At 70.8% G+C, this 22,868-nt stretch carries 21 protein-coding genes; 10 read left to right on the forward strand and 11 right to left on the reverse strand.

All coding sequences use genetic code 11. The features are described from left to right. Positions 1-36 precede the first annotated feature (36 nt). The 5 genes from KE274_RS10845 (at position 37) to clpX (ending at position 5,750) form a co-directional block, all read left to right on the forward strand. A complete protein-coding gene (locus KE274_RS10845) occupies positions 37-972 on the forward strand; it encodes a sugar-binding transcriptional regulator (RefSeq protein WP_211543646.1) in 936 nt (311 codons plus the stop codon). Then, positions 969-1,970 (forward strand): deoxyribose-phosphate aldolase, encoded by a 1,002-nt coding sequence (deoC, locus tag KE274_RS10850; RefSeq protein WP_211543648.1) that lies wholly within the window; start codon positions 969-971, stop codon positions 1,968-1,970. The genes KE274_RS10845 and deoC overlap by 4 nt, the downstream gene beginning before the upstream one ends. 33 nt (positions 1,971-2,003) lie before the next feature. Further along, entirely contained in the window at positions 2,004-3,446 is a 1,443-nt protein-coding gene (locus KE274_RS10855) for an aldehyde dehydrogenase family protein (protein ID WP_211543650.1), read from the forward strand. Further along, entirely contained in the window at positions 3,443-4,294 is an 852-nt protein-coding gene (locus KE274_RS10860) for an aldehyde dehydrogenase family protein (protein WP_211543652.1), read from the forward strand. Before KE274_RS10855 ends, KE274_RS10860 begins: the two co-directional genes overlap by 4 nt. A 187-nt stretch (positions 4,295-4,481) precedes the next feature. Next, on the forward strand, positions 4,482-5,750 hold the full coding sequence (gene clpX / locus KE274_RS10865) for an ATP-dependent Clp protease ATP-binding subunit ClpX (RefSeq protein WP_211543654.1): 1,269 nt from the start codon (positions 4,482-4,484) through the stop codon (positions 5,748-5,750). Between the two features lie 54 nt (positions 5,751-5,804). On the opposite strand, the gene KE274_RS10870 is transcribed toward clpX, so the two are convergent. From KE274_RS10870 to KE274_RS10880, 3 genes are read right to left on the reverse strand one after another with little or no spacing between them, the layout of a single operon-like run. Further along, positions 5,805-6,302, reverse strand: coding sequence for a GyrI-like domain-containing protein (locus KE274_RS10870; protein WP_211543656.1), 498 nt, complete (start codon positions 6,300-6,302; stop codon positions 5,805-5,807). Positions 6,303-6,321: 19 nt separating this feature from the next. Beyond that, positions 6,322-8,373, reverse strand: coding sequence for a M3 family metallopeptidase (locus KE274_RS10875; RefSeq protein ID WP_211543658.1), 2,052 nt, complete (start codon positions 8,371-8,373; stop codon positions 6,322-6,324). Between the two features lie 9 nt (positions 8,374-8,382). After that, positions 8,383-9,321, reverse strand: a complete 939-nt coding sequence (locus tag KE274_RS10880) for a LysR family transcriptional regulator (RefSeq protein WP_211543660.1) — start codon at positions 9,319-9,321, stop codon at positions 8,383-8,385. Between the two features lie 82 nt (positions 9,322-9,403). Between KE274_RS10880 and tdh the strand changes: the two genes are divergently transcribed. The 4 genes from tdh to KE274_RS10900 all read left to right on the forward strand — a co-directional run bounded on the left by tdh (position 9,404) and on the right by KE274_RS10900 (position 12,524). After that, on the forward strand, positions 9,404-10,447 hold the full coding sequence (gene tdh / locus KE274_RS10885) for an L-threonine 3-dehydrogenase (RefSeq protein WP_211543662.1): 1,044 nt from the start codon (positions 9,404-9,406) through the stop codon (positions 10,445-10,447). Further along, on the forward strand, positions 10,447-11,625 hold the full coding sequence (locus KE274_RS10890) for a glycine C-acetyltransferase (RefSeq protein ID WP_211543664.1): 1,179 nt from the start codon (positions 10,447-10,449) through the stop codon (positions 11,623-11,625). Before tdh ends, KE274_RS10890 begins: the two co-directional genes overlap by 1 nt. A 66-nt stretch (positions 11,626-11,691) precedes the next feature. Next, positions 11,692-12,309, forward strand: coding sequence for an ArsR/SmtB family transcription factor (locus tag KE274_RS10895; RefSeq protein WP_211543673.1), 618 nt, complete (start codon positions 11,692-11,694; stop codon positions 12,307-12,309). Continuing rightward, positions 12,306-12,524, forward strand: coding sequence for a hypothetical protein (locus tag KE274_RS10900; RefSeq protein ID WP_211543675.1), 219 nt, complete (start codon positions 12,306-12,308; stop codon positions 12,522-12,524). The genes KE274_RS10895 and KE274_RS10900 overlap by 4 nt, the downstream gene beginning before the upstream one ends. Before the next feature lie 74 nt (positions 12,525-12,598). On the opposite strand, the gene KE274_RS10905 is transcribed toward KE274_RS10900, so the two are convergent. Both KE274_RS10905 and valS read right to left on the reverse strand, forming a co-directional pair. After that, entirely contained in the window at positions 12,599-12,814 is a 216-nt protein-coding gene (locus tag KE274_RS10905; protein ID WP_211543677.1) for a hypothetical protein, read from the reverse strand. Further along, entirely contained in the window at positions 12,814-15,408 is a 2,595-nt protein-coding gene (gene valS / locus KE274_RS10910; RefSeq protein WP_211543679.1) for a valine--tRNA ligase, read from the reverse strand. Before valS ends, KE274_RS10905 begins: the two co-directional genes overlap by 1 nt. 157 nt (positions 15,409-15,565) lie before the next feature. Here valS and KE274_RS10915 point away from each other — a divergent pair, with 157 nt between their 5' ends. Then, positions 15,566-16,615, forward strand: a complete 1,050-nt coding sequence (locus tag KE274_RS10915; protein WP_211543680.1) for a P1 family peptidase — start codon at positions 15,566-15,568, stop codon at positions 16,613-16,615. 7 nt (positions 16,616-16,622) lie between these two features. Here KE274_RS10915 and KE274_RS10920 read toward each other — a convergent pair whose 3' ends face one another. From KE274_RS10920 to KE274_RS10945, 6 genes are read right to left on the reverse strand one after another with little or no spacing between them, the layout of a single operon-like run. Next, a complete protein-coding gene (locus KE274_RS10920; protein ID WP_211543682.1) occupies positions 16,623-17,435 on the reverse strand; it encodes a serine hydrolase in 813 nt (270 codons plus the stop codon). Then, a complete protein-coding gene (locus tag KE274_RS10925; protein WP_211543684.1) occupies positions 17,432-18,268 on the reverse strand; it encodes a serine hydrolase in 837 nt (278 codons plus the stop codon). Before KE274_RS10925 ends, KE274_RS10920 begins: the two co-directional genes overlap by 4 nt. After that, positions 18,265-19,242, reverse strand: coding sequence for a S66 peptidase family protein (locus tag KE274_RS10930; protein ID WP_211543686.1), 978 nt, complete (start codon positions 19,240-19,242; stop codon positions 18,265-18,267). The genes KE274_RS10925 and KE274_RS10930 overlap by 4 nt, the downstream gene beginning before the upstream one ends. Beyond that, entirely contained in the window at positions 19,239-20,888 is a 1,650-nt protein-coding gene (locus tag KE274_RS10935) for an ATP-binding cassette domain-containing protein (protein WP_211543688.1), read from the reverse strand. Before KE274_RS10935 ends, KE274_RS10930 begins: the two co-directional genes overlap by 4 nt. A gap of 1 nt (position 20,889) precedes the next feature. Continuing rightward, on the reverse strand, positions 20,890-21,804 hold the full coding sequence (locus KE274_RS10940) for an ABC transporter permease (RefSeq protein WP_211543690.1): 915 nt from the start codon (positions 21,802-21,804) through the stop codon (positions 20,890-20,892). Next, positions 21,801-22,844 carry an ABC transporter permease gene (locus tag KE274_RS10945; RefSeq protein WP_211543692.1) on the reverse strand — a complete coding sequence of 348 codons (1,044 nt, stop codon included), beginning with the start codon at positions 22,842-22,844 and terminating at the stop codon, positions 21,801-21,803. Before KE274_RS10945 ends, KE274_RS10940 begins: the two co-directional genes overlap by 4 nt. Positions 22,845-22,868: the final 24 nt, after the last annotated feature.

Genomic DNA, 22,868 nt, shown 5'->3' on the forward strand with positions numbered 1-22,868 from the left:
GAATCCGGCCTACCCTGGAGAGGGAAGGAGGATGCCGTGGAAGAAGACCTGCTGATGGTGCGCGTAGCCGAGCTGTACTACGACGAGGACAAGACGCAGGACGAGATCGGCGGACTCCTCAAGATCTCCCGATGGAAGGTCGGACGACTGCTCACGCAGGCCCGTGAGCGCGGGATCGTGCGGATCGAGATCGTGCACCCGCGCGCCCGGCGCCTCGGTCTCGAGCGCGAACTGGTCGAGCGCTTCGGGCTCAAGGATGCGGTGGTGGTGCCGGCGCCGGAGGGCGACGACGGCACGCTCGAACGCGTGGCGCAGGCCGCCGCCGACTTCCTGACCGCGATGCGCCCCGTGCCCCGCACGCTCGGCGTCAGCTGGGGCAAGACCCTGCGTGCGGTGGCCGAGGCGCTGCCCGACGGCTGGGCCAACGGCGTGACGGTCGTGCAGCTCAACGGTGGCGTGAGCCTGAACCGCCGCTCGGGAGGCGCCGCAGGGCTCGCGGTGACGATCGCCCAGCGGGCGTCCGGACAGGTGTCGCTGCTGCCGAGCCCCGCGATCCTCGAGCACGTGGAGACCAAGCGGGCGATCGAGGGCGACCGCACCGTGGCGGCCGTGCTCGAAGAGGCTGCGCAGGCCCAGGCGTTCCTGTTCACCGCGGGACCGTGCGACGCGTCCTCCGCCCACGTCGAGAACGGGTACCTCAGCGCCGACGACGTCGAGGAGCTCGCACGCCGCGGCGCCGTCGGCGACGTCCTCGGCCGCTACGTCGACGCGGAGGGCAACATCGTCGACCCGCAGCTGGACGCCCGCACCGTCGGCGTCTCTCTCGACCGCCTGCGAGGTGCCGACAGAGCCGTCTTCGTGACCGCGGGACCCGCGAAGCACGACATCGCCCGAACCGTGGTGACCAGCAGGCTGTGCAGCGTGCTGGTCACCGACGAGACCACAGCACGAGCATTGTTGGAGGAACAATGACCACGACAGAACTCAGCCGCAGGACGGCGGTGGACGTCCTCGGCGGAGAGCCGGACGACGCCACGCTGCGCCGCTTCCTGCACGGGCTCCCCGGCGTCGATGCGGTCGGGCTGGAGCAGCGAGCGGCCGGCCTCGGCACGCGCTCCATCAAGACAACGTCGAAGGCGTGGGCCCTCGACACGATCATCAAGCTGATCGACCTGACGACACTGGAGGGCGCCGACACCCCCGGCAAGGTGCGCTCGCTCGTCGCCAAGGCGAAGACGCCGGATGCCGCCGACCCGTCCACGCCGCGCGTGGCCGCGGTGTGCGTGTACGGCGACATGGTCGCGGGTGCCGTCGAGGCGCTCGGCAGCCTGCACGGCGACCCCGACGACGGGCTCATCTCCGTCGCGGCCGTGGCCACGGCATTCCCCAGCGGGCGCTCGTCGCTTGCGATCAAGCTCGCCGACACGGCTGAGGCCGTCGCCGCCGGTGCCGACGAGATCGACATGGTGATCGATCGCGGTGCCTTCCTCTCCGGCCGCTACGGTCTGGTGTTCGACCAGATCGCCCAGGTCAAGGAGGCGTGCCGGCGCGAGGACGGCTCGTATGCGTCCCTCAAGGTGATCCTGGAGACGGGCGAGCTGAACACCTACGACAACATCAAGCGCGCATCGTGGCTCGGGATCCTGGCGGGCGGCGACTTCATCAAGACCTCGACCGGCAAGGTGCAGCCCGCGGCGACGCTGCCCACCACGCTGCTCATGCTGGAGACCGTGCGCGACTGGTACCGCGGCACCGGCGAGCGCATCGGCGTGAAGCCGGCCGGCGGCATCCGCTCCTCCAAGGACGCGGTCAAGTACCTCGTCACCGTGGCCGAGACCGTGGGGGAGGAGTGGCTGCAGCCGCACCTGTTCCGGTTCGGTGCCTCCAGCCTCCTCAACGACGTGCTCCTGCAGCGGCAGAAGCTCGGCTCCGGCCACTACTCGGGCCCCGACTACGTCACGATCGACTGATGCTTCGGCATGCTCAGCAACCAAGGAACTGATATGTCATCTCTGGAATACGCTCCCGCACCGGAGTCCACCGCGATCCTGAACCTCAGGGACAGCTACGGCCTGTTCATCGACGGCGAGTTCGTCGATGGCACGGGCACCCCGTTCACCACCATCTCGCCGTCGAGCGAGAAGCGCATCGCGGAGATCGCCTCCGCGAGCGATCAGGACATCGACCGCGCGGTCGCCGCCGCGCGCCGCGCCTACGACAAGACCTGGTCGAAGATGAGCGGCCGCGACCGCGGCAAGTACCTCTTCCGCATCGCGCGGCTCGTGCAGGAGCGCGCCAGGGAACTGGCCGTGGCGGAGAGCCTCGACAACGGCAAGCCGATCAAGGAGAGCCGCGACGTGGACGTGCCCCTCGTCGCCTCCTGGTTCTTCTACTACGCGGGCTGGGCGGACAAGCTCGACTACGCGGGGCTCGGCGCCAACCCGCGCTCGCTCGGCGTCGCCGGCCAGGTCATCCCGTGGAACTTCCCGCTGCTCATGCTCGCGTGGAAGCTCGCGCCGGCCCTCGCCGCCGGCAACACGGTGGTGCTGAAGCCGGCCGAGACCACGCCGCTGACGGCGCTGATCTTCGCGGAGATCCTGCAGCAGGCCGACCTCCCCGCCGGTGTCGTCAACATCGTGACGGGTGCCGGTGCGACCGGCGCCGCGCTCGTGCGTCACCCCGACGTCGACAAGGTCGCCTTCACGGGCTCCACGGGCGTCGGTCGCGACATCGCCCGCGCGGTCGCCGGCACCAACAAGAAGCTCACGCTGGAGCTCGGCGGCAAGGCCGCGAACATCGTGTTCGATGACGCCCCGATCGATCAGGCCATCGAGGGCATCGTCAACGGGATCTTCTTCAACCAGGGTCACGTGTGCTGCGCGGGTAGCCGTCTGCTCGTGCAGGAGTCGGTCCACGACGAGGTCGTGGACCGCCTGAAGGCCCGGCTGTCGACGCTGCGCCTCGGCGACCCCCTCGACAAGAACACCGACATCGGTGCCATCAACTCCGCCGCGCAGTTGGCCCGCATCCGCGAGCTGAGCGACATCGGCGAGGCCGAGGGTGCCGAGCGCTGGACCGCCGACTGCGCGATCCCGGATCAGGGATTCTGGTTCGCGCCGACGATCTTCACGGGGGTCGAGGCGGCACACCGCACCGCGCGGGACGAGGTGTTCGGGCCCGTGCTGTCCGTGCTGACCTTCCGCACGCCCGCCGAGGCGATCGCGAAGGCGAACAACACGCCCTACGGCCTGTCCGCGGGCATCTGGTCCGACAAGGGCTCGCGCATCCTCGCCGTGGCGGACCGGCTGCGCGCGGGCGTGGTGTGGGCCAACACCTTCAACCGTTTCGACCCGTCGAGTCCGTTCGGCGGCTACAAGGAGTCCGGATACGGCCGCGAGGGCGGTCGTCAGGGTCTCACCGCGTACCTCAAGGGAGCCGCAGCATGAGCAAGCGACTGAGTGTTCCGAAGACCTACAAGCTCGCGATCGGCGGGGCCTTCCCGCGCAGCGAGTCCGGCCGCACGTACGAGGTGGTGTCGCGCAAGGGCGGCTTCCTCGCGAACGCCGCCAAGGCCTCGCGCAAGGACGCGCGCGACGCGGTGGTCGCCGCCCGCGCGGCCGTGAAGGGGTGGTCGGGGGCGACCGCCTACAACCGCGGCCAGGTGCTGTACCGCATCGCCGAGGTGCTGGAGGGTCGTCGCGCGCAGTTCATCGACGAGATCGTGGCGCAGGAGGGCGTGTCGTCATCGGCGGCTGCCGCACAGGTGGACGAGACGATCGACCTCTGGGTCTGGTACGCCGGCTGGTGCGACAAGTACGCCCAGGTGGCCGGGAACGCGAACCCCGTGTCCGGTCCGTACTTCAACATCTCGGTTCCGGAGCCGACCGGCGTGGTGGCGATCGTCGCCCCGCAGGACTCGGCGCTGCTCGGACTCGCGTCGGTCGTGGCACCGGCGCTGGTCGCAGGCAACACGGTCGTCGTGGTGGCGAGCGAGCAGTACCCGCTGTCGGCCATCAGCCTCGCCGAGGTGCTGGCGACGAGCGACGTGCCCGGCGGGGTCGTGAATGTCCTCACCGGCTCGGCGGCCGAGATCGCGCCGTGGCTCGCATCGCATCAGGACGTGAACGCCCTCGATCTGGCGGGTGCCGGTGCCCTGGACTGGGTCGACCTGCAGATCGCGGCGGCGGAGACCCTGAAGCGCGTGCTCGCGCCGGGCGAGGTCGTCGCCTCGCCGGAGCGGATCGCCGCCTTCACCGAGGTGAAGACGGTCTGGCACACCAAGAGCATGGTCTGACGACGACTCGAACGAGGGCCCCGTCGCGCATCGCGCGGTGGGGCTCTCGTCGTTCGAGGGCGCCAGCGCCCGCTCAGGGCGGGTGGCATTCGCGATCGCGGAACGACTCGTCGCCAATGCGGCCCGGTGTCGCATGCAGCGGTTAGGCTCGAAGGACGATCTCTGATCCCCCCATAGGAGGACGCGCATGGCCCGCATCGGTGAAAGCGCTGACCTGTTCAAGTGTTCTTTCTGCGGAAAGAGCCAGAAGCAGGTGCAGCAGCTCATCGCCGGCCCCGGCGTGTACATCTGCGACGAGTGCGTCGAGTTGTGCAACGAGATCATCGAGGAGCGGATGGCGGAGTCGTCCGCCGAGGGTGTCGCGGAGTTCGAGCTGCCCAAGCCCCGCGAGATCTTCTCCTTCCTCGAGGAGTACGTGGTCGGCCAGGAGCCTGCGAAGCGGGCGCTCGCGGTCGCCGTGTACAACCACTACAAGCGCGTCCGCGCGCACGGCACTCTGCAGCCCGCGGAGCAGAAGGCCGAAGAAGTCGAGATCGCGAAGAGCAACATCCTGCTCATCGGGCCGACCGGCTGCGGCAAGACCTACCTGGCGCAGACGCTCGCGAAGCGCCTCAACGTGCCGTTCGCCGTGGCCGACGCGACCGCGCTCACCGAGGCCGGTTACGTGGGCGAAGACGTGGAGAACATCCTCCTCAAGCTCATCCAGGCCGCCGACTACGACGTGAAGCGCGCCGAGCAGGGCATCATCTACATCGACGAGGTCGACAAGATCGCCCGCAAGGCGGAGAACCCGTCGATCACGCGGGACGTGTCGGGCGAGGGCGTGCAGCAGGCGCTGCTGAAGATCATCGAGGGCACGGTTGCCTCGGTGCCCCCGCAGGGCGGCCGCAAGCACCCGCACCAGGAGTTCCTGCAGATCGACACCTCAAACGTGCTGTTCATCGTGGCCGGTGCCTTCGCCGGGCTGGAGGACATCGTGTCGGCCCGTGTCGGCAAGCACGGCGTCGGGTTCGGCGCCCCGCTGCACGACAAGGGCAAGGACCTCGACCTCTTCAGCGAGGTGCTCCCCGAGGATCTGCACAAGTTCGGGCTGATCCCGGAGTTCATCGGTCGCCTCCCCGTGGTCACCAACGTCTCGCCGCTCGACCAGGCCGCACTGATCGACATCCTCACCGGCCCGCGCAACGCGCTCGTGAAGCAGTATCAGCGCATGTTCGAGCTCGACGGCGTGCAGCTCGAGTTCGAAGAGGAGGCGCTCCGCTCGATCGCCGACCTCGCGGTGGAGCGCAAGACCGGCGCCCGTGGGCTCCGCGCCATCCTCGAAGACGTGCTCGGTCCGGTGATGTTCGAGATCCCCTCGGCGGAAGATGTCGCGAAGGTCATCATCACCCGCGCCGCCGTCGACGAGGGCGCGCCGCCCACCGTGGTGATGGAGCGCAAGCGCAAGAGCGCCTGACCCGCGCGGTCGCCGTCGCGAGCGATCGACGGTGCGACGCCGGGTGGTGGCGGCTCAGCCGACGGGCATGATGAGGTCGGTGCGCAGCTGGTCCTCCTCGGTGTCGGGATCGGAGACGTACACCTCGATCCAGATGCTCCGTGGATGAAGGCCCTCGGTGGCCGCGCGCTCGGCGAGCGCCGCCCACGCGTCGCCGAGTCCGTCATAGGAACCGTGCAGCGTGGTCGCGACAGCGGAACCCGAGGGGAGAGCCGATGCGACGACGGAGCCGCCGGTACCGACGGGAATCGCGGCGGACGGGGGCGCCTGAACGGGAAAGCCCAGCTCGAGGTCGAACACTCCCATCGGGTCGCCGTAGTAGATCGCGATGGCGGGGCCGGTCGGGGTGAGCGTGCCGTCGGCGAAGGTCGCGCCGATGGCGCGGTAGCCCGTGTCGAACGCGTCGCGGAGGTCGGAGAGGCGGATGCCCTCGTGGCGGATGACGGCGAGCGGGATCGCGTCCAGTTCGAGTCGGGTCGCGGGGCCGAATGGATTGTCAGGGAATGCGTCCATGCGGCCAGCGTGCCACGGGTCAGCCGTTCAGTCCACGACGTTCCAGGAGCGGGGCGATGTCGGCGTCGCGACCGCGGAAGCCGCGGTAGGCCTCCAGCGGGTCTCTCGAGCCGCCCACGCCCAGAAGGCGGCGGCGGAATCGCTCCCCGTTCTCGCGCGTGAGCCCGCCGTTCTCGCGGAACCACTCGACCGTGTCGGCGTCGAGCACCTCGCTCCAGATGTAGGAGTAGTAGCCCGCGCTGTAGCCGCCGGAGAACACGTGCGCGAAGTACGTCGATGAGTAGCGCGTGGGCACGGCCGGGTCGTCGAGCCCGATGTCGGCGAGGGCCGCAGCCTCGAACTCCGCCACCTCCGTGACCGGCGCGTCGGCGTCGAGGCGATGCCACGCCTGGTCGAGCCACGCCGCGGCCAGGTACTCGCTCGTGGCGTGACCCTGGTCGAACGACGAGGTGGAGCGCAGGCGCTCGACGATCGCGGGATCGAGCGGCTCGCCCGTCCGGTGGTGTCTGGCGTAGTTGTCGAGCACCTCCGGCCACAGGATCCACATCTCGTTGACCTGGCTGGGGAACTCCACGAAGTCGCGGAACACATTGGTTCCCGCGAAGTGCGGATACGTCACCGCGGCGAACAGCCCGTGCAGCGCGTGCCCGAACTCGTGGAACAGCGTGGTGACCTCGTCGAACGTGAGCAGTGTCGGCTCGTCGTCGCCGGGACGAGGCACGTTGAGGTTGTTGACCACGACGGGGGCCGTGCCCCGCAGCCGCGACTGGCTGACGATCGCGTTCATCCAGGCGCCGCCGCGCTTCGTGTCGCGCGTGTACAGGTCGAGCACGTACAGCCCGAGCGTCGACCCGTCCTCCTCGCGCACCTCGAACACACGCGCCCCGGGGTGATAGGCGACGAGGTCCGTCCGCTCCCTGAACGTGATGCCGTACAGCGCGGTCGCGGCGAAGAACACGCCATCGCGCAGCACGCGCTCCGCCTCGAACCACGGCCGTAGCGCCGCGGTGTCGATGTCGTAGGTGGCCGCCCTGACCCGCTCGGTCAGGTACGCCCAGTCGTGCGCTTCGACGGGGTACGGCGTCGCCTCGGTCTCGTCGACCAGCTTCTGGAGGGCAGCCCGCTCGGACGCGGCGTTCCGCGCGGCCGGGGCGGCCAGACGGCGCAGCATCCGCTCCACCGCGTCGGGGGATCCCGCGGTCTCGTCGGCGGTGACGTAGGCGGCGTGGGAGGCGTAGCCGAGCAGCCGTGCCCGTTCCGCGCGAAGCCGCACGATCTCGGTGAGCACGGGGCGGTTGTCGTTCGCGTTGTCGCGTGACCCCCGGGCACGGGAGGCGGTCAGGATGCGCCGACGAGACTCCCGGTCGCGCAGCTGGGCGAGCGCCGGGTGTCCGGTGAACAGCGGCAGAGGCAGCAGGTACGCATCATCGAGGCCGCGGTCCTGCGCCGCCCGTGCCGCCGCCGACACCTCGCCCGTGCTGAGCCCGTCGAGTTCCTCGGCGCTGCGGAACACCACGGCGAGGTCGTTCGTGTCGTCGAGGAGGTTGCGTTCGAACGTGTTGCTGAGCGTGGAGAGCTGCTGGTTGAGCAGGGTGAGCCGCGCTTTGGCCTCGTCGTCGAGGGCGGCACCGGCGTGCGTCATCTCCCGGTGATGGCGCTCGACCAGGTAGCGCTGCTCGGGGTCGAGGTCGAGCTCGTCGAGGCGGTCGTGCACCTGCTGCACGCGCCAGTACAGGGCGCTGTCGAGCGTGATCGCGTCGCGGTGCGCGGCCATGAGCGGCGCGAGCTTCTCGTCCACGGCCTGGATCTCGGGTGTGGCATCGGCAGAGCTGACGGTGTAGAACGTGTGCGCCACCCGCTCCAGCAGTTCCCCGGAGCGTTCGAGCGCCTCGATCGTGTTCTGGAAGGTGGGCATCGACCGCGCCCGCGTGATGGCGGCGATCTCCTGGCGCTGCGCGGCGAAGGCGGCCTGGAACGCCGGGAGGTAGTGCTCCGCGCGGATCGCCCGGTAGTCCGGCAGCCCGAACGGGAGGGACGACGGCTGGAGGAGCGGGTTCATGGCGTCGGTCATGCCCCGAGCCTAACGATCCGCGTGCTCCCCGCCGTCGGCGTCGTCGCGCAGCCGGGTCATCACGGCGCGCAGGGCCTCGACGACCACGCGCACCGAGCGCCGTCGCAGATTCTCCGGCCGGGCGAGCACGTCGATCATGCGGTGGGTGCTCACGCCGCGCAACGGGATACGCACGATGTCGCGGTCGTCGACGCTGCGCGACGTGAACCGCGGCAGCATGCCGAGCACGCCCCCGGCGGCGACGACCGCGGAGACCGCTCCGTAGTCGTTGATGCGGTGGTGGATGTCCACCGGGCGTCCGGCGACGGCCGACACCGCCCGCAGGACGTCGTCGGGGGAGTAGCCGACGCGACTGGTCACCCAGCGTTCCCCGGCCACGTCGGCCGGCTTCACGCTCGAACGACTGGCGAGCGGGTGGTCAGCCGCGACGGCCACGTCGAGCGGTTCGCGCACGAGGGTGACGCTGCGCACGCCGTCCGCGGGCCACGGATCGGAGTGCTCCATGCGATGCGCGAGCACGAGGTCGTAGCGGGACGTGAGGGCGGGGAACTCGCTCTGGGCCACGTCCTCGTCGGTGAGCTGCACGGTGGGGGCGTCGCCCGCCGCCGTCAGTTCGCGCAGCAGCGGTCCGAACAGTGCCTGGCCGACACTGTGGAAGCCGCTGACGCTCACGACGCCGGTGGCCGCCGCTTCGAAGTCGTCCAGCGCGTGGCGGGCGGCGGCCATGGCGTCGATCGCCTCGGTGCCGGCGGCCGCCAGGACCGCGCCCGCGGGTGTGAGCACGAGCGTGCGCCCCTCGCGGCGGGTCAGCGGCGTGGGGAAGCCGCGCTGGAGGGCGGCGAGCTGCTGCGACACCGCGGAGGGCGTGACGCGCAGGGCGTCTGCCACCGCGGTCGCGCTCCCGAGCGCGCCGAGTTCGCGAAGGATCTGCAGTTGATGGAGCTCCACCCCGTCAGTTTAGGCGCCACTACAGAAACGCTGCAGGAAGTCCCGATTGTTCTACAGTGAGCGATGCGCTGGAATCGGAGTCATGAAGGCGTTGTTCAAGGAAGAACCGGGCGCAGGTCTCGCCCTGGTCGATCGACCGGACCCGACCGCCGGGCCCGGAGACGTGATCATCCGCGTCTTGCGGACCGGGATCTGCGGCACCGATCTGCACATCCACCGCTGGGACGACTGGGCGGCCTCCGCCATCGCGACCCCGCTCATTCCCGGGCACGAGTTCTACGGCGAGGTCGTGGAGGTCGGACCGCTCGTGCAGGACATCGCGGTCGGCGACCGGGTGTCGGGCGAGGGTCACATCGTGTGCGGCACGTGCCGGAACTGCCGTGCCGGCCGCCGCCAGATGTGCATCCGCACGATCGGGCTCGGGCTGCAGCGCGACGGTGCGTTCGCGGAGTACCTGGCGCTGCCCGCCGCCAATGTCTGGGTGCATCACGCCGAGGTGACGCCCGAGCTCGGTGCGATCTTCGATCCCCTCGGCAACGCCGTGCACACGGCGCTGACGTACCCCCTGGTGGGTGAGGACGTGCTCGTGACCGGGTGCGGCCCGATCGGGCTGATGGCGATCGCGGTGGCCCGGCACGCGGGCGCCCGGTTCATCGCCGCCACCGACGTGAGTGCCCCGCGCCTGGCGATGGCACGGTCGATGGGCGCGGACGAGGTCGTGGACGTGTCGCAGCGCGATGTGCGCGACGCGCAGCGCGTGCTCGGCATGCGCGAGGGCTTCGACATCGGCTTCGAGATGAGCGGTGCGGCATCGGCGCTCCCGGCCATGATCGACAACATGAACCACGGCGGCCGGATCGCGATGCTGGGGCTGCCGAGCGGTGGCTTCGAGATCGACTGGGGCAAGCTGGTGACCCACATGCTCACGATCAAGGGCATCTACGGTCGCGAGATGTTCGAGACGTGGAACGCCATGGGCGCGATGCTGCAGACCAGCGCCGCCCTCCGTGCTGCCATCGCTCGCGTGATCGCCGACGTGGTGCCGGCGCGCGAGTGGGAACGGGGCTTCGCGGCCGCGGCCTCGGCGGGCACGGGCAAGATCATCCTCGATTGGACGGAGCTGTGATGTACGGAGACTTCAAGACCCACGTGGCGACCGAGCTCGCCGGCATCGAGGAGGCGGGGCTCACGAAGCGCGAGCGCGGCATCCGCGGACCGCAGAGCGCGGAGATCACGGCAGACGGCGTCGAGGTGCTGAACTTCTGCGCCAACAACTACCTCGGACTGGCCGACGACCCGCGCCTCGTCGCGTCGGCGACCGCGGCCCTCCAGGACTGGGGCTACGGGCTCGCCAGCGTCCGCTTCATCTGCGGCACGCAGGAACAGCACCTGGAGCTGGAGCGGCGGCTGGCCGGCTTCCTCGGCACCGACGACGCGATCCTGTACTCGTCGTGCTTCGACGCGAACGGCGGCGTGTTCGAGACGCTGTTCTCCGCGGAGGACGCGATCATCTCGGACGAGCTCAACCATGCGTCGATCATCGACGGGATCCGGCTCTCCAAGGCGCGGCGCCTGCGCTACCGCAACCGCGACCTGGCCGATCTGGAGGAGCAGCTGCGGGCGGCGGCCGACGCGCGGTTCCGCGTGATCGTGACGGACGGTGTGTTCTCGATGGACGGCTACATCGCCCCGCTCGCCGAGATCTGCGACCTGGCCGATCGCTACGACGCCCTGGTGTTCGTCGACGACTCCCACGCGGTGGGCTTCGTGGGGGAGCACGGTCGCGGCACGCCGGAGCTGTGCGGGGTGTCCGACCGCGTCGATATCTACACCGGCACGTTCGGCAAGGCGCTGGGCGGCGCGTCGGGCGGCTACGTGGCCTCGCACGCCGAGATCGTCGCGCTGCTGCGGCAGCGGTCGCGCCCGTATCTGTTCTCGAACACCCTGGCCCCGACGATCGTCGCCGGCACGCTCACGGCGCTCGACCTCGTGGAGGGGTCGGCGGAGCTGCGAGCGCGGCTGCGCGACAACGCGGCCCTGTTCCGGCGGCGGATGACCGAGGAGGGTTTCGAACTGCTGCCGAGCGAGCACCCCATCGTGCCGGTGATGTTCGGCGACGCGGCGAAGACCGCGCGGATCGCCCAGGCCATGCAGGAGCGCGGGATCTACGTGACGGCGTTCAGCTTCCCCGTGGTGCCGCGGGGTCTGGCGCGCATCCGCGTGCAGCTCTCGGCGGCGCACACGCCGGAGCAGGTGGAGGCGTGCGTCGCGGCGTTCGTGGCGGCGCGGGACGCGGTGGGCTGAGCACCCGGAGACCTTGATGCAAAGAAACCCTTGCAAAGAAACATTTGCAAGGGTATCTTTGCACTCATGACCGAACAGACGCAGGTGCGAACGCTCGACGCCGGGGCGCTCAAAGCGCTCGCTCACCCGCTGCGCGTGAAGATCTTCGATCTGCTCGCCTCGCGCGGCCCCCAGACCGCCAGCTCTCTCGCCGCACTGGTCGGCGAGACGTCCGGCTCCACGAGCTACCACCTGCGGGCCCTGGCCGCGCACGACCTCATCCGCGAGGTCGAAGGGCGCGGCACGGGCCGCGAGCGCTGGTGGGAGCGGCCGCGCGGACGCATCGACGTCCCCGGGCCCGAAGACATGACCTCGCCCGCCAACCGCGCCGCGGCGCAGATCGTGACCTCCGAGTTCTTCCGGCTGCGACACGAGACCCTCATGGCGTACCTCAACCGGCCGGCCTCCGAGGTGCCGGAGGGATGGGGTGACGTGGGAATCACCCTCACCACCCATCTCGACGTGACCCCGGAGCAAGCGCTCGCCCTGCGCGCCGAACTGGAAGCCGTGATCGAGGTCGCGATCGAGAAGTACCGCGGACAGACCGGGCCGGACGTGCGGCGGGTGTCGGTGCGCGCCGAACTGTTCGATCTGCCGACGCCGCCGCCCGCGGCCGGCGCGTCCGCCGCGGAGGAGGCATCATGACCGCCGCGACCCTGCACCTCTCGGCGCCCACCCGCACCGAACGAGGGCTGCTGCACCTCGCCGACCGCCTCACCGGGTACGTCGAGCACCGGGTGGCCCAGCGCGCGCGGCGGCGGGAGCTCGCGCTCGACCTGCTGGAAGAGCAGCAGGCCCGCCGCCACGACCCCCGTGCCGTCGACCACCTGCTGGCACAGCTCGGACTGCCACGACGCTGAGCGATCGACCTGCACACACGGGAGCCCCCGCATCCCTCAGGACGGCGGGGGCTCTTCGGCGGACGCGGTGCGGATCAGTCCTCGAACGGACGGGCGACCACGTCGCCGGACGCGGTCTGCACGACCTCCCAGCCCGCGTCGAGCTCGGCGATCGCGCGGCCCTCCAGCCATGTGAGGGTCCAGTGTCCCGCGAACCCGCGGGCTTCGACCTCGGCGATCGCGGGGCGCAGCGCGGCCGGCACGGAAGCGGGCGGCTGCGTGCCGGTCGCCCAGCGGGTGCCGAGCTGCATCACGACGCCTCGACCGGGGCGAGCTCGATCGCGGTGACCGCGAACTCCTCCGCCTCGGTGAACTCGAGCTCGGCGATGCGACCGACCGCGCGCAGATCCTCCGCGGCCTGGCGCAGCGCGTCGAGCTTCGCGGCCGGGGCGGCGATCGCGGCGCGCGACACCGGGGTCTTCTGGGACGCCTTCGCCTCGGTCTTCGCGCGACGGATGCCGATCAGCGCCTCGCTCGCGGCGGACAGGACAGCGGCGTCGCCCTCGATGCCCAGCGCCTCGGGCCACGCGGCCGTGTGCACCGAGCCCTGCTCGAACCACGACCACGCCTCCTCGGTCGCGAACGACAGCACGGGGGCGAGCAGACGCAGCAGCGTGGACAGAGCGAGCCGCAGCGCGAGAGCCGCCGACGCCTGACCCACGTCGTTCTGGTTGTAGGCGCGCTCCTTCACCAGCTCGAGGTAGTCGTCACAGAACGTCCAGAAGAACGCCTCGGTGAGCTCCAGCGCCCGCGCCGCGTCGTAGCGGTCGAACGCGGCGGTCGCCTCGGCCACCACGGCGTCGAGGGCCGTGAGCATCGAGGCGTCGAGCGCGTGGGTGACCTGCGCGCCCTCGGGCACCGGGAACGACAGCACGAACTTCGCCGCGTTGAGCACCTTGATCGCCAGGCGCCGACCGATCTTCACCTGCGTCGGGTTCTGCGGGTCGAACGCGGCGTCCATGCCGAGGCGGCTCGACGCGGCCCAGTAGCGCACCGCGTCGGAGCCGTGGGCGTCGAGCACGTCGGCCGGCGTGACCACGTTGCCCTTCGACTTCGACATCTTCTTGCGGTCGGGGTCGACGATGAAGCCGGAGATCGCGGCGTTGCGCCAGGGAGCGCGGCCGTCCTCCAGCGTCGAGCGCAGCATCGTCGAGAACAGCCAGGTGCGGATGATGTCCTGGCCCTGCGGGCGCAGGTCGAACGGCGCGGTCAGCTGCCACAGCTCCTCGTCGCGCTGCCAGCCGCCCGCGAGCTGCGGGGTCAGGGACGACGTGGCCCAGGTGTCGAGGATGTCGGCCTCGGCGTCGAACCCGCCGGGGACGCCGCGCTGCTCCTCGGTGTACCCGGCCGGCACGTCGGTGGTCGGGTCGATCGGGAGGGCGGCGAGGTCGGGCGTGAGCACGCGGTCGTAGTCGCGCTCCCCGTTCTCGTCCAGTGCGTACCACAGCGGGATCGGCACGCCGAAGAACCGCTGCCGTGACACGAGCCAGTCGCCGGTGAGGCCGCCGACCCAGTTCTCGTAGCGCACGCGCATGAAGTCGGGGTGCCAGGCGAGCTCCTGCCCGTGCGCGAGCAGCCGGTCGCGCAGCTCGACATCGCGCGCGCCGTTGCGGATGTACCACTGGCGCGTCGACACGATCTCCAGCGGGCGGTCGCCCTTCTCGAAGAACTTCACGGCGTGCTGGAACGGCTTGCCCACCGCGGTCAGGTCGCCCGTCTCCTGCAGCTTCTCCACGATGGCCTTGCGGGCGCTGAACACGGTCTTGCCCGCCACCTCGGCCGCGTACCAGTCGCGGGCCTCGGGGCTGGCGACGAGGGACGGGGCCTCGGGCAGGAAGCGCCCGTCGAGCCCGATCGTGGTCATGTTCGGCAGGTCGCGGCCGTCGCTCGTGCGCAGCTCGCGCCACCAGACGATGTCGGTCACGTCGCCGAACGTGCAGACCATGGCGGCGCCCGTGCCCTTGTCGGGCTGGGCGAGATGGTGGCCGTGGATCTCGATCTCCGCACCGAAGAACGGCGTGCGCACCTTCGTGCCGATCAGGTGCTTGTGCGGGCCCTCCGGGTGCGTCACGATCGCGATGCACGCGGGGAGCAGCTCGGGGCGGGTGGTGTCGATCGCGATCGAGCCGGAGCCGTCGGCGAACGGGAACTCGATCGTGTGGTATGCGGCCTGCTGGTCGCGGTCCTCCAGCTCGGCCTGCGCGATCGCGGAGCGGAAGTCGATGTCCCACAGGGTGGGCGCGAGGGCCTGATACGCCTCGCCGCGCTCGATGTTGCGGAGGAACGCGAGCTGGCTCTGGCGGATCGTGTCGTCCGAGATCGTGCGGTACGTCTGGGTCCAGTCCACGCTGAGCCCGAGCTGCCGGAACAGCGACTCGAACTGCTTCTCGTCCTCGACCGTGAGGCGCTCGCACAGCTCGATGAAGTTGCGGCGGCTGATCGGCTGCTGGTCGGCCGCGCGGCTCGACTTGTTGTCGCCACCCTCGAACGGGGGCGTGAAGTCGGGGTCGTAGGGGAGCGACGGGTCGCAGCGCACGCCGTAGTAGTTCTGCACGCGACGCTCGGTCGGCAGGCCGTTGTCGTCCCAGCCCATCGGGTAGAACACGGTCTTGCCGCGCATCCGCTCGTACCGCGCCTTGACGTCGGTGTGCGTGTAGGAGAACACGTGGCCGATGTGGAGGCTGCCCGAGGCGGTGGGCGGCGGGGTGTCGATCGAGTAGACGCCCTCACGGCCGAGCTCGGCGGCGCGCAGACGATCGAACAGGTACGTGCCCTGCTCCGCCCAGGCGGCGTCCCACTTCGCTTCGAGACCTTCGAGTGCGGGCTTGTCGGGAATGGCGGACATGGAGGTCTCCTCGAGCGATGTATGCGGCACTGTGTGAGCGTGCCTGAGTGTGGGTGGTGCCGACCAGTCTACCGAGCCGCGCGGGTGGGGTGTCCGTCCCGCGGGAGCACTCGGCGCGGCGCGGATCCCCCGTCGATCCGGCTGGGAGGATCGGAGCATGACACGGCCGTCGCCCTCGTCCTCTCGTCCCCGCCTCGCCGACCTCGGTGTGGCGTCCGGAGCCTTCGCGCGAGGTCCGGAGAACGCCATCACCGACGTGCCCGGAGTGCGGGTGGGACACGCCACGCTGCACGGCGACGGTCTGCACACCGGTGTCACCGCGGTCGTGCCGGATGCGCTGACCGGCACGCGGCGCAGCCTCCCGGCCAACCTCGCGGTGGGCAACGGCTACGGCAAACTCGTCGGCGCCACGCAGCTGCGCGAACTGGGCGCGCTGGAGACCCCGATCCTGCTCACCTCCACGCTCTCGGTGTTCCGCGTCGCCGACGCGCTGCTCGGGCACCTGCTCGCCACGCCGGCGCACGCGGGGACGACCACGCTCAACCCGGTGGTGGGGGAGACGAACGACGGCTTCCTCTCGGACATCCGGCGGCGGGCCGTGGGGGAGGAACAGGTGAAGGAAGCCCTGGAGACCGCGGCCCCGGGGCGCGTCGCGGAGGGGGCGGTCGGTGCCGGCGCCGGCACCGTGGCCCTCGGCTACAAGGGCGGTATCGGCACGGCCTCGCGTCTGGTCGAGGTCGCGGGGGAGACCCGCATAGTCGGGGTGCTCGTGCAGACGAACTTCAGCGGCACGCTGCGGATCGCGGGCGTCCCGTTGCCCGCGGAAGAGCTGCTCGCCGGGACCGCGGCGCAGCCCGTCGGGAACTCGTGCATGATCGTGGTCGCGACGGACGCCCCGGTCGACGGCCGTCAGCTCGGTCGCGTGGCCAACCGCGCGGTGTTCGCCATGCGGGGGGTCGGCGCCGACTATGCGCAGGGCAGCGGCGACTACGCGATCGCCTTCTCCGTGCACGACCGGGCAGCGGCCGGAACCGCGGCCGACGAGGAGCTCTCACCGCTGTTCGCCGCGACGATGGATGCGGTCGAGGAAGCGCTGGTCAACTCCGTGCTCGCGGCCGAGACGACCGTGGGCCCGGAGGGGCGGACCGCCCATGCGGTACCGATCGATCAGGTGCGGGCGAGGCTCGCGCGGGCCGGGGTGATCTGAACCCGGCTCAATCGGCGAGCGCGGCGTGGATGCCCTCGCCGATGCGACGCATGGCCGCGAGCACGGGGCCGCGGCCGTCCGCCCCGCGGTCCCAGTTCGCCAGCACGGCATAGGCGATGCGGCGCGTGGGCGACAGCACGAGCCCGGTGTCGGCGCGCACGCGCGAGATGGTGCCGGTCTTGTTCAGCAGCCACACGCCCCGATCGAAGCCCCAGTGGGCGAGCGGGTCGAGCTCGAACGCCGACGCGACCATCGACAGGTCCATGCCGGCGCCCAGCCAGCGGCGCAGCGTGTCGGCCGATGCGGGGGAGAGGTCGGTGCCGTCCGCCAGCCGCGTCATGAAGCGCACGAGCTCCGTGGCGGTGGCGTGCGACAGCGTGCGCGGGGCTCCGGGCGGAATCGGCCACCGCACGATGTCGTCGAGCGCCGAGGCCGTGTAGCCGAGCGCGCGCGTGTGCTCCTGCACCGTCGGGATGCCGATCACCCGGCCGAGCGTGTTGGTCGCGGCGTTGTCGCTCACGGCCCCGATCAGGGCGGCCACGTCGTACAGCGACAGCTGGTCGGCCTGCAGCAGGTACCAGAGCCCGGAGTCCTCGATGGCCTCCACGGGCCGCCGGGTCACGCGCTCCTCCAGCGACCGGGTGCCCGCGTCGACCTCGGCGAGCAGCCGGTGCAGCAGGAAGATCTTGCCGACGCTCGCGGTGTCCTGCACGGCGTCGGGGTCGTGGCGCAGCAGCACCTCGCCCGTGTCGACGTCCTGCACCAGCACCGACCACACGGTGCCGTGCTCGGCGGGGAGCTCGACCTCGAGCGCACTCATGCGTCTCCTCCGTCGTCGCGCGCGCGCCCGCTCGCGTGTGCCCGGATGAGCTCGCCGACCGCGCGCATGCCGTCCAGCACGGGCGCCCGCAGATCGGTGCCCGCGGTCTTCCAGTTCGCCGCCACGGCATAGGCCACCGCGGCCGCCGGACCCCGCAGCAGCCCCACGTCGACGCGGGCGAACCCCACGCTGCCGGTCTTGTGGCGCAGCACCAGACCTTGATACTCGGCCTCGACGTGCGCGAGCGGGTCGAGCAGGAACGCGTCGGCCGTCATCGACGTGTCGGTGTCGGCGGCCAGCCAGTCCAGCACCCTGGCGCTCACCGCAGGGGAGACCACGTCGCCGTCGCCGAGGCGTCGCATCACGTCGGACAGCTCGGCCGCGGTGCCGAACGACGGTGTCCACGGCAGATCGGGCGTGCGCTCGTTGCGGATGTAGTCGTGCAGCGCGGTGTCGCGGTAACCGAGCGCCGGCGCGACCTCGCGCACCGCATCGAGACCGCAGAGATGGATCAGCGCGTTCGTCGCGAGGTTGTCGCTCACGGCGCCGACGAGCAACGCGGCGTCGTGCACCGTGACGCGCTGATCATGCATCCGGTAGAGCAGCCCGGAGTCCTCGACCCGGTGCTCCTCGGGGATGTCGATGCGATCGTCCTCCGCCAGCGTCCCGTCCTCCAGCCGCCGCGCGACCTCGATCAGGAGGAAGATCTTCCCGATGCTCGCGGTCTCGCACTGCGTGTCGGGACCGTGCTCGGCGAGGGTCTCGCCGGTGTCCGCGTCGACCAGTCGCACGGACCAGGTCGCCCGGGAGTCGAGCGGGGGCAGCGCGATCACGCCGGAAGCCCGACGGTCAGCCGCGGCTCGTCGCCGGTCGCGTCCAGCACGCCGTCCACGCCGAGCGGGATGGTCAGCGCGTCGGGGTCGTGTCCGAAGCCCTGCTCCCACAGGACCGGCACCCCCGCGTCCTGGAACTCGTCGCGCATGAGGGCGTGCACGAGCTCGAGGTCGCCGCACTCGTGCCACGACCCGAGCACGATCCCGGTGGCCTGCGCGAGCCGCCCGGCGCGCCGCAGCTGCGTGACGAAGCTGTCCAACCGGTACGGCTCCTCGGTGATGTCCTCCAGGAACAGGATGCCCGGTGCGGGCACGGCCGCCTCGGGGGCGCCGAGCCCCGCCGCGAGGAGGCTGAGGTTGCCGCCGGTGAAGCGCCCCTCGGCGCGCCCGGGCGTCATGATCTCGGTCTTCGGGCCGATCAGCTCGCGGCCGCGCCACGGCTCGAACAACCACCGCTGCACGTCGTCGCGCACGGTCTGCGAGTCGCGGAACACGTTGTTGCCCGCCATCGGGCAGAACAGCGTGGCGACACCGAGGTGCGCGCGCCAGGTCTCGTGCAGCGCGGTCACGTCGGACGACCCGGTCAGCAGCTTCGGTCGTCCGTCGCGGCGGAGGGCCCCGCGCCGCAGCTGCGCCCAGTCGATGCCGTCGAGGAGCCGCAGCGCCCCGTAGCCGCCGCGGGCCGTGACCACCGCGTCCACGTCGGGGTCCAGCCACGCGTCGATCAGGTCGGCGCGGCGCAGGTCATCCGGGCCGGCGAGGTACGACGCGCGCGGGTGCGGGGTGAGCACGTGCGTTCCGACACGCACGTTGAGGCCCCACGACTCGTAGTAGCTGACGGCGCGCTGCGTGTTCTCCTCGTTGCCCGGTCCGGAGGGCGACACGATCGCCACGGTGTCGCCCGGTTGCAGCGGCGCGGAGTCCAGGTACGGCGAGACCGCGCCGACCGCGGTGCCCTCGATCGTGTCGGTCATGCCGTCCTCTCCTCGATGCGCGGCGCCGCCGACAGCAGGTGCCTGGTGTACTCGTGCTGCGGGTTCAGCAGCACCTCCTCGGTCGGGCCGTGCTCCACGATCTGCCCGTGATACATCACGGCGACGCTGTGGGCGATGTTCCAGGCGAGGCCGAGGTCGTGCGTGATGACGAGCGCGGAGAGGCCGAGGCGGCGCCGGAGGTCGAGCAGCAGCCCGAGGATCTCCCCGCGCACGGAGGCGTCGAGCGAGGCGACGGGCTCGTCGGCGATCAGCAGCTGCGGCTGCACCGCGAGCGCGCCCGCGATCACCACGCGCTGCCGCTGCCCGCCGCTGAGCTCCTGCGGGATCGCGCCGAAGTACCGCTCCGGCGGGGTCAGCTCCGCATCGGTGAGGCTCTGCGCCACGCGCTCGCGCTCGTCTCCGGGGTAGCGCTGCACGCGCAGCCCCTCGGCCACCGACTCGTACACGCTGTGCTTGGGGTTGAGCGCGGCCCACGGGTCCTGCAGCACGAGCTGCACCTGGGAGCGGAACTGACCCAGGGTGCGGCCCTTGGTGGGGATGGGCGCGCCGTCGAACAGGATCTGCGAGCCGGGGTCGGCGGGCTGGAGTCCCATCAGGGCGCGGGCGAGCGTGGACTTGCCGGAGCCGGACTGCCCGACCAGGGCCACGATCTCGCCGCGACGCACCGACAGGTCCACGTCGCGCACGGCGTGCACCGGCCGCCCTCCGGAGCGGTAGGTGACGTTGAGGCCGCGCGCCTCCAGCAGCACCTCCTCGCCGTGGGCGATCTCGGGCACGTCGTCCGCATCGCGACCGTGCCGGGTCACCGGGGCCATGCGCGAGGCCGGGTCGCCGATCGTGGGGAAGGCGTCGGCGAGCTGGCGCGTGTACGCCTGCTCCGGCGTGGTGCACACCGTGTAGCTCTCGCCGACCTCGACCAGCTCGCCGTCGCGCATGATCGCGATGCGGTCGCAGGCGGTGGCGAGCACGGAGAGGTCGTGGCTGATCATGAGCATCGAGATGCCGCGCTCGGCGACCAGCCGCGAGATCATGTCCAGGATCTGCTTCTGCACGATCACGTCGAGCGCCGTGGTCGGCTCGTCGGCGATGATCACCTCGGGGTCGCACGCGAGCGCCATCGCGATCATGACGCGCTGCCGCTGTCCTCCCGAGAGCTCGTGCGGGTACGACTCGCCCTTCTGCGTCGGCAGGTCGACGATGTCGAGCAGCTCCTGCACGCGCTCCTTGCGGGCCTTCTCGGTCTTCCACCGGTCGGAGGCGTGCAGCTCGAGCGCTTCGTTCAGTTGCCACGCGACCGTACGCACCGGGTTGAGCGAGTGCATCGCTCCCTGGAACACGATCGAGGTCTGCGCCCACCGCACCGCGCGCAGCTGCCCGAACGACAGTGTCGCCACGTCCTGGTCGCCCAGCAGCACGCGGCCGCTGAGCCGGGCGTTGCGCGGCAGCAGGCGCAGCACGCTCATCGCGAGCGTCGACTTGCCCGAGCCGGACTCCCCGGCGATGCCGAGCGTCTGCCCGGCCGGGAGGGTGAGGGAGACGTGGCGCACCGCGGCCACCTCGTCGCGGCCGGAACGACCGGAGGTGCGGTACGTGATGGAGACGTCGTCGAAGATCAGGTCGGGCATCTCAGCGGCTCCTCAGCGTCGGGTTGGTGATGTTCTCCACCGCGCGGCCCATCAGGGTGAACGACAGCACCACGAGCACGATCGCGATACCGGGCACGAGCACGTACCACCAGTAGCCGCTGGTCGCCGCGGAGACGTCCATCGCGTTCTTCAGGATCGAGCCCCACGACTGCAGCGTGGTGTCGCCCAGGCCGAGGAACGCCAGGGTGGACTCGGAGATGATGGCCGAGCCGACCGTGAGGGTGGTGTTGGCCAGCACGAGCGGCAGCACGCCGGGCAGCAGGTGCTTGACGATGATGTGCCAGTGGCCGGCGCCGAGCGCGCGGGAGCGCTCGATGTAGTCGCGCGACTCGACCGACAGCGTCTGGGCGCGCACCACGCGGGCCGTGCCGGCCCAGGACGTGAGGCCGATCGCGATGATGATCGTCCACACTCCGCGGCTCAGCACCGACGACAGCACGATCGCGAGGATCAGCGACGGCAGCACGAGGAAGAAGTCGATGATGCGCATCATGAGGCCGCCGAAGAACCCGGTGAAGTGCCCGGCGGCGATGCCGACGAGCGTGCCGATGATCATCGACATGGCGGTGGCGGCGAGGCCGACGAGCAGCGACACCCTGGCGCCCCACACCATGCGCACCCAGAGCTCCCGGCCCTGATGGTCGGTGCCGAGCGGGTGCTCCCACGATGGCGGGGCGAAGCGCTGCACGTCCACGAGCTTGGTGACGTCGAGCATGCTGGCCGGGGCGATCACGGGGGCGAAGATCGCGATGAGCGCCACGATCACGAGGAACACCAGGCCCACCATGCCCGCGCGGTGGTGCGCGAACTCGCGGCAGAACGCGGTGAAGGCCACGCCACGGCGGTGCCACGCCAGGGCGCGGGGGGAACGGATGGTCGGGGATGCCGTGGTCATGCGCGCCTCACCCTCGGGTCGAGCTGACGGTAGATGAGGTCCGCGATGAGGTTCATCACGATGATGATCGTGGAGAACACCACGAAGGTGCCCTGCAGCAGGGGGAGGTCGGGGCCGCTGATGGCCTCGAACGTGAGCTTGCCGAGCCCCGGCCAGGAGAACACGGTCTCCACGGTGACGGCGCCCGCGATGAGCCCGCCGATGTGCATGAACACCAGCGTGACCGTGGGCAGCAGGGCGTTCGGGACGGCGTGGCGGCGGCGCACGAGGTCTTCGCGGAGGCCCTTGGCGCGGGCGGTGGTGAGGTAGTCGGCGCCCATCTCCTCCAGCAGCGAGCTGCGCATGACCATGAGGTACTGCGCATACACGACGGCGACCATCGTGATCACCGGGAGCACCATGTGCGACATGACGTCGAGCACGATGCCGACCGGATCGGTGGGCGGATTGGGGGAGACCATGCCGCCCGTGGGGAACCAGTGCAGCGTGCCGCCGAAGATCATCAGCAGCAGCAGCGCGAGCCAGAACGTCGGCACCGACCAGAACACGAGCGAGGTGCCGGAGACGATGCGGTCGAAGGTCGAGCCGTGCTTCCACGCCGCCTTCTGGCCGAGCCACAGGCCGAGCGCGATCGCGATCACGGCCGCGGTGCCGGTGAGCAGGATCGTGTTCCAGAAGTACTGCCCGATCAGCTCGGACACCGAGGTGCGATACACGTAGCTCGTGCCGAAGTTGAGGGTGAACACGTTGCCGAGGTAGTCGATGAACTGCTGCCACAGCGGCTTGTTCAGGCCGAGCTGTTCGCGCAGCTGGTCGGCCTGTTCGGCGCTCATGCCGCGCTCACGGGCGATCGAGGCGACCGGGTCGCCCGGCAGGATCTTGAAGGCGAAGAAGCCGAGCAGGATCACCATCGCGAGGCTGATGGCCGCGCCGCCGAGCTTGCCGAGGATGTAGCGCGAGGCGCCGACGCCCGTCGGCTGCTCTTCGGCGGCCGCGCTCGTGGCGATGGCGGAGGTGGAGGGGGGTACCGCGTTGGACATGGGGTCTCCTTACAGCGGAGCGGG

Origin of the sequence: Microbacterium paraoxydans (assembly GCF_018224615.1) — a bacterium.
Lineage (GTDB): Bacteria > Actinomycetota > Actinomycetes > Actinomycetales > Microbacteriaceae > Microbacterium > Microbacterium paraoxydans_B.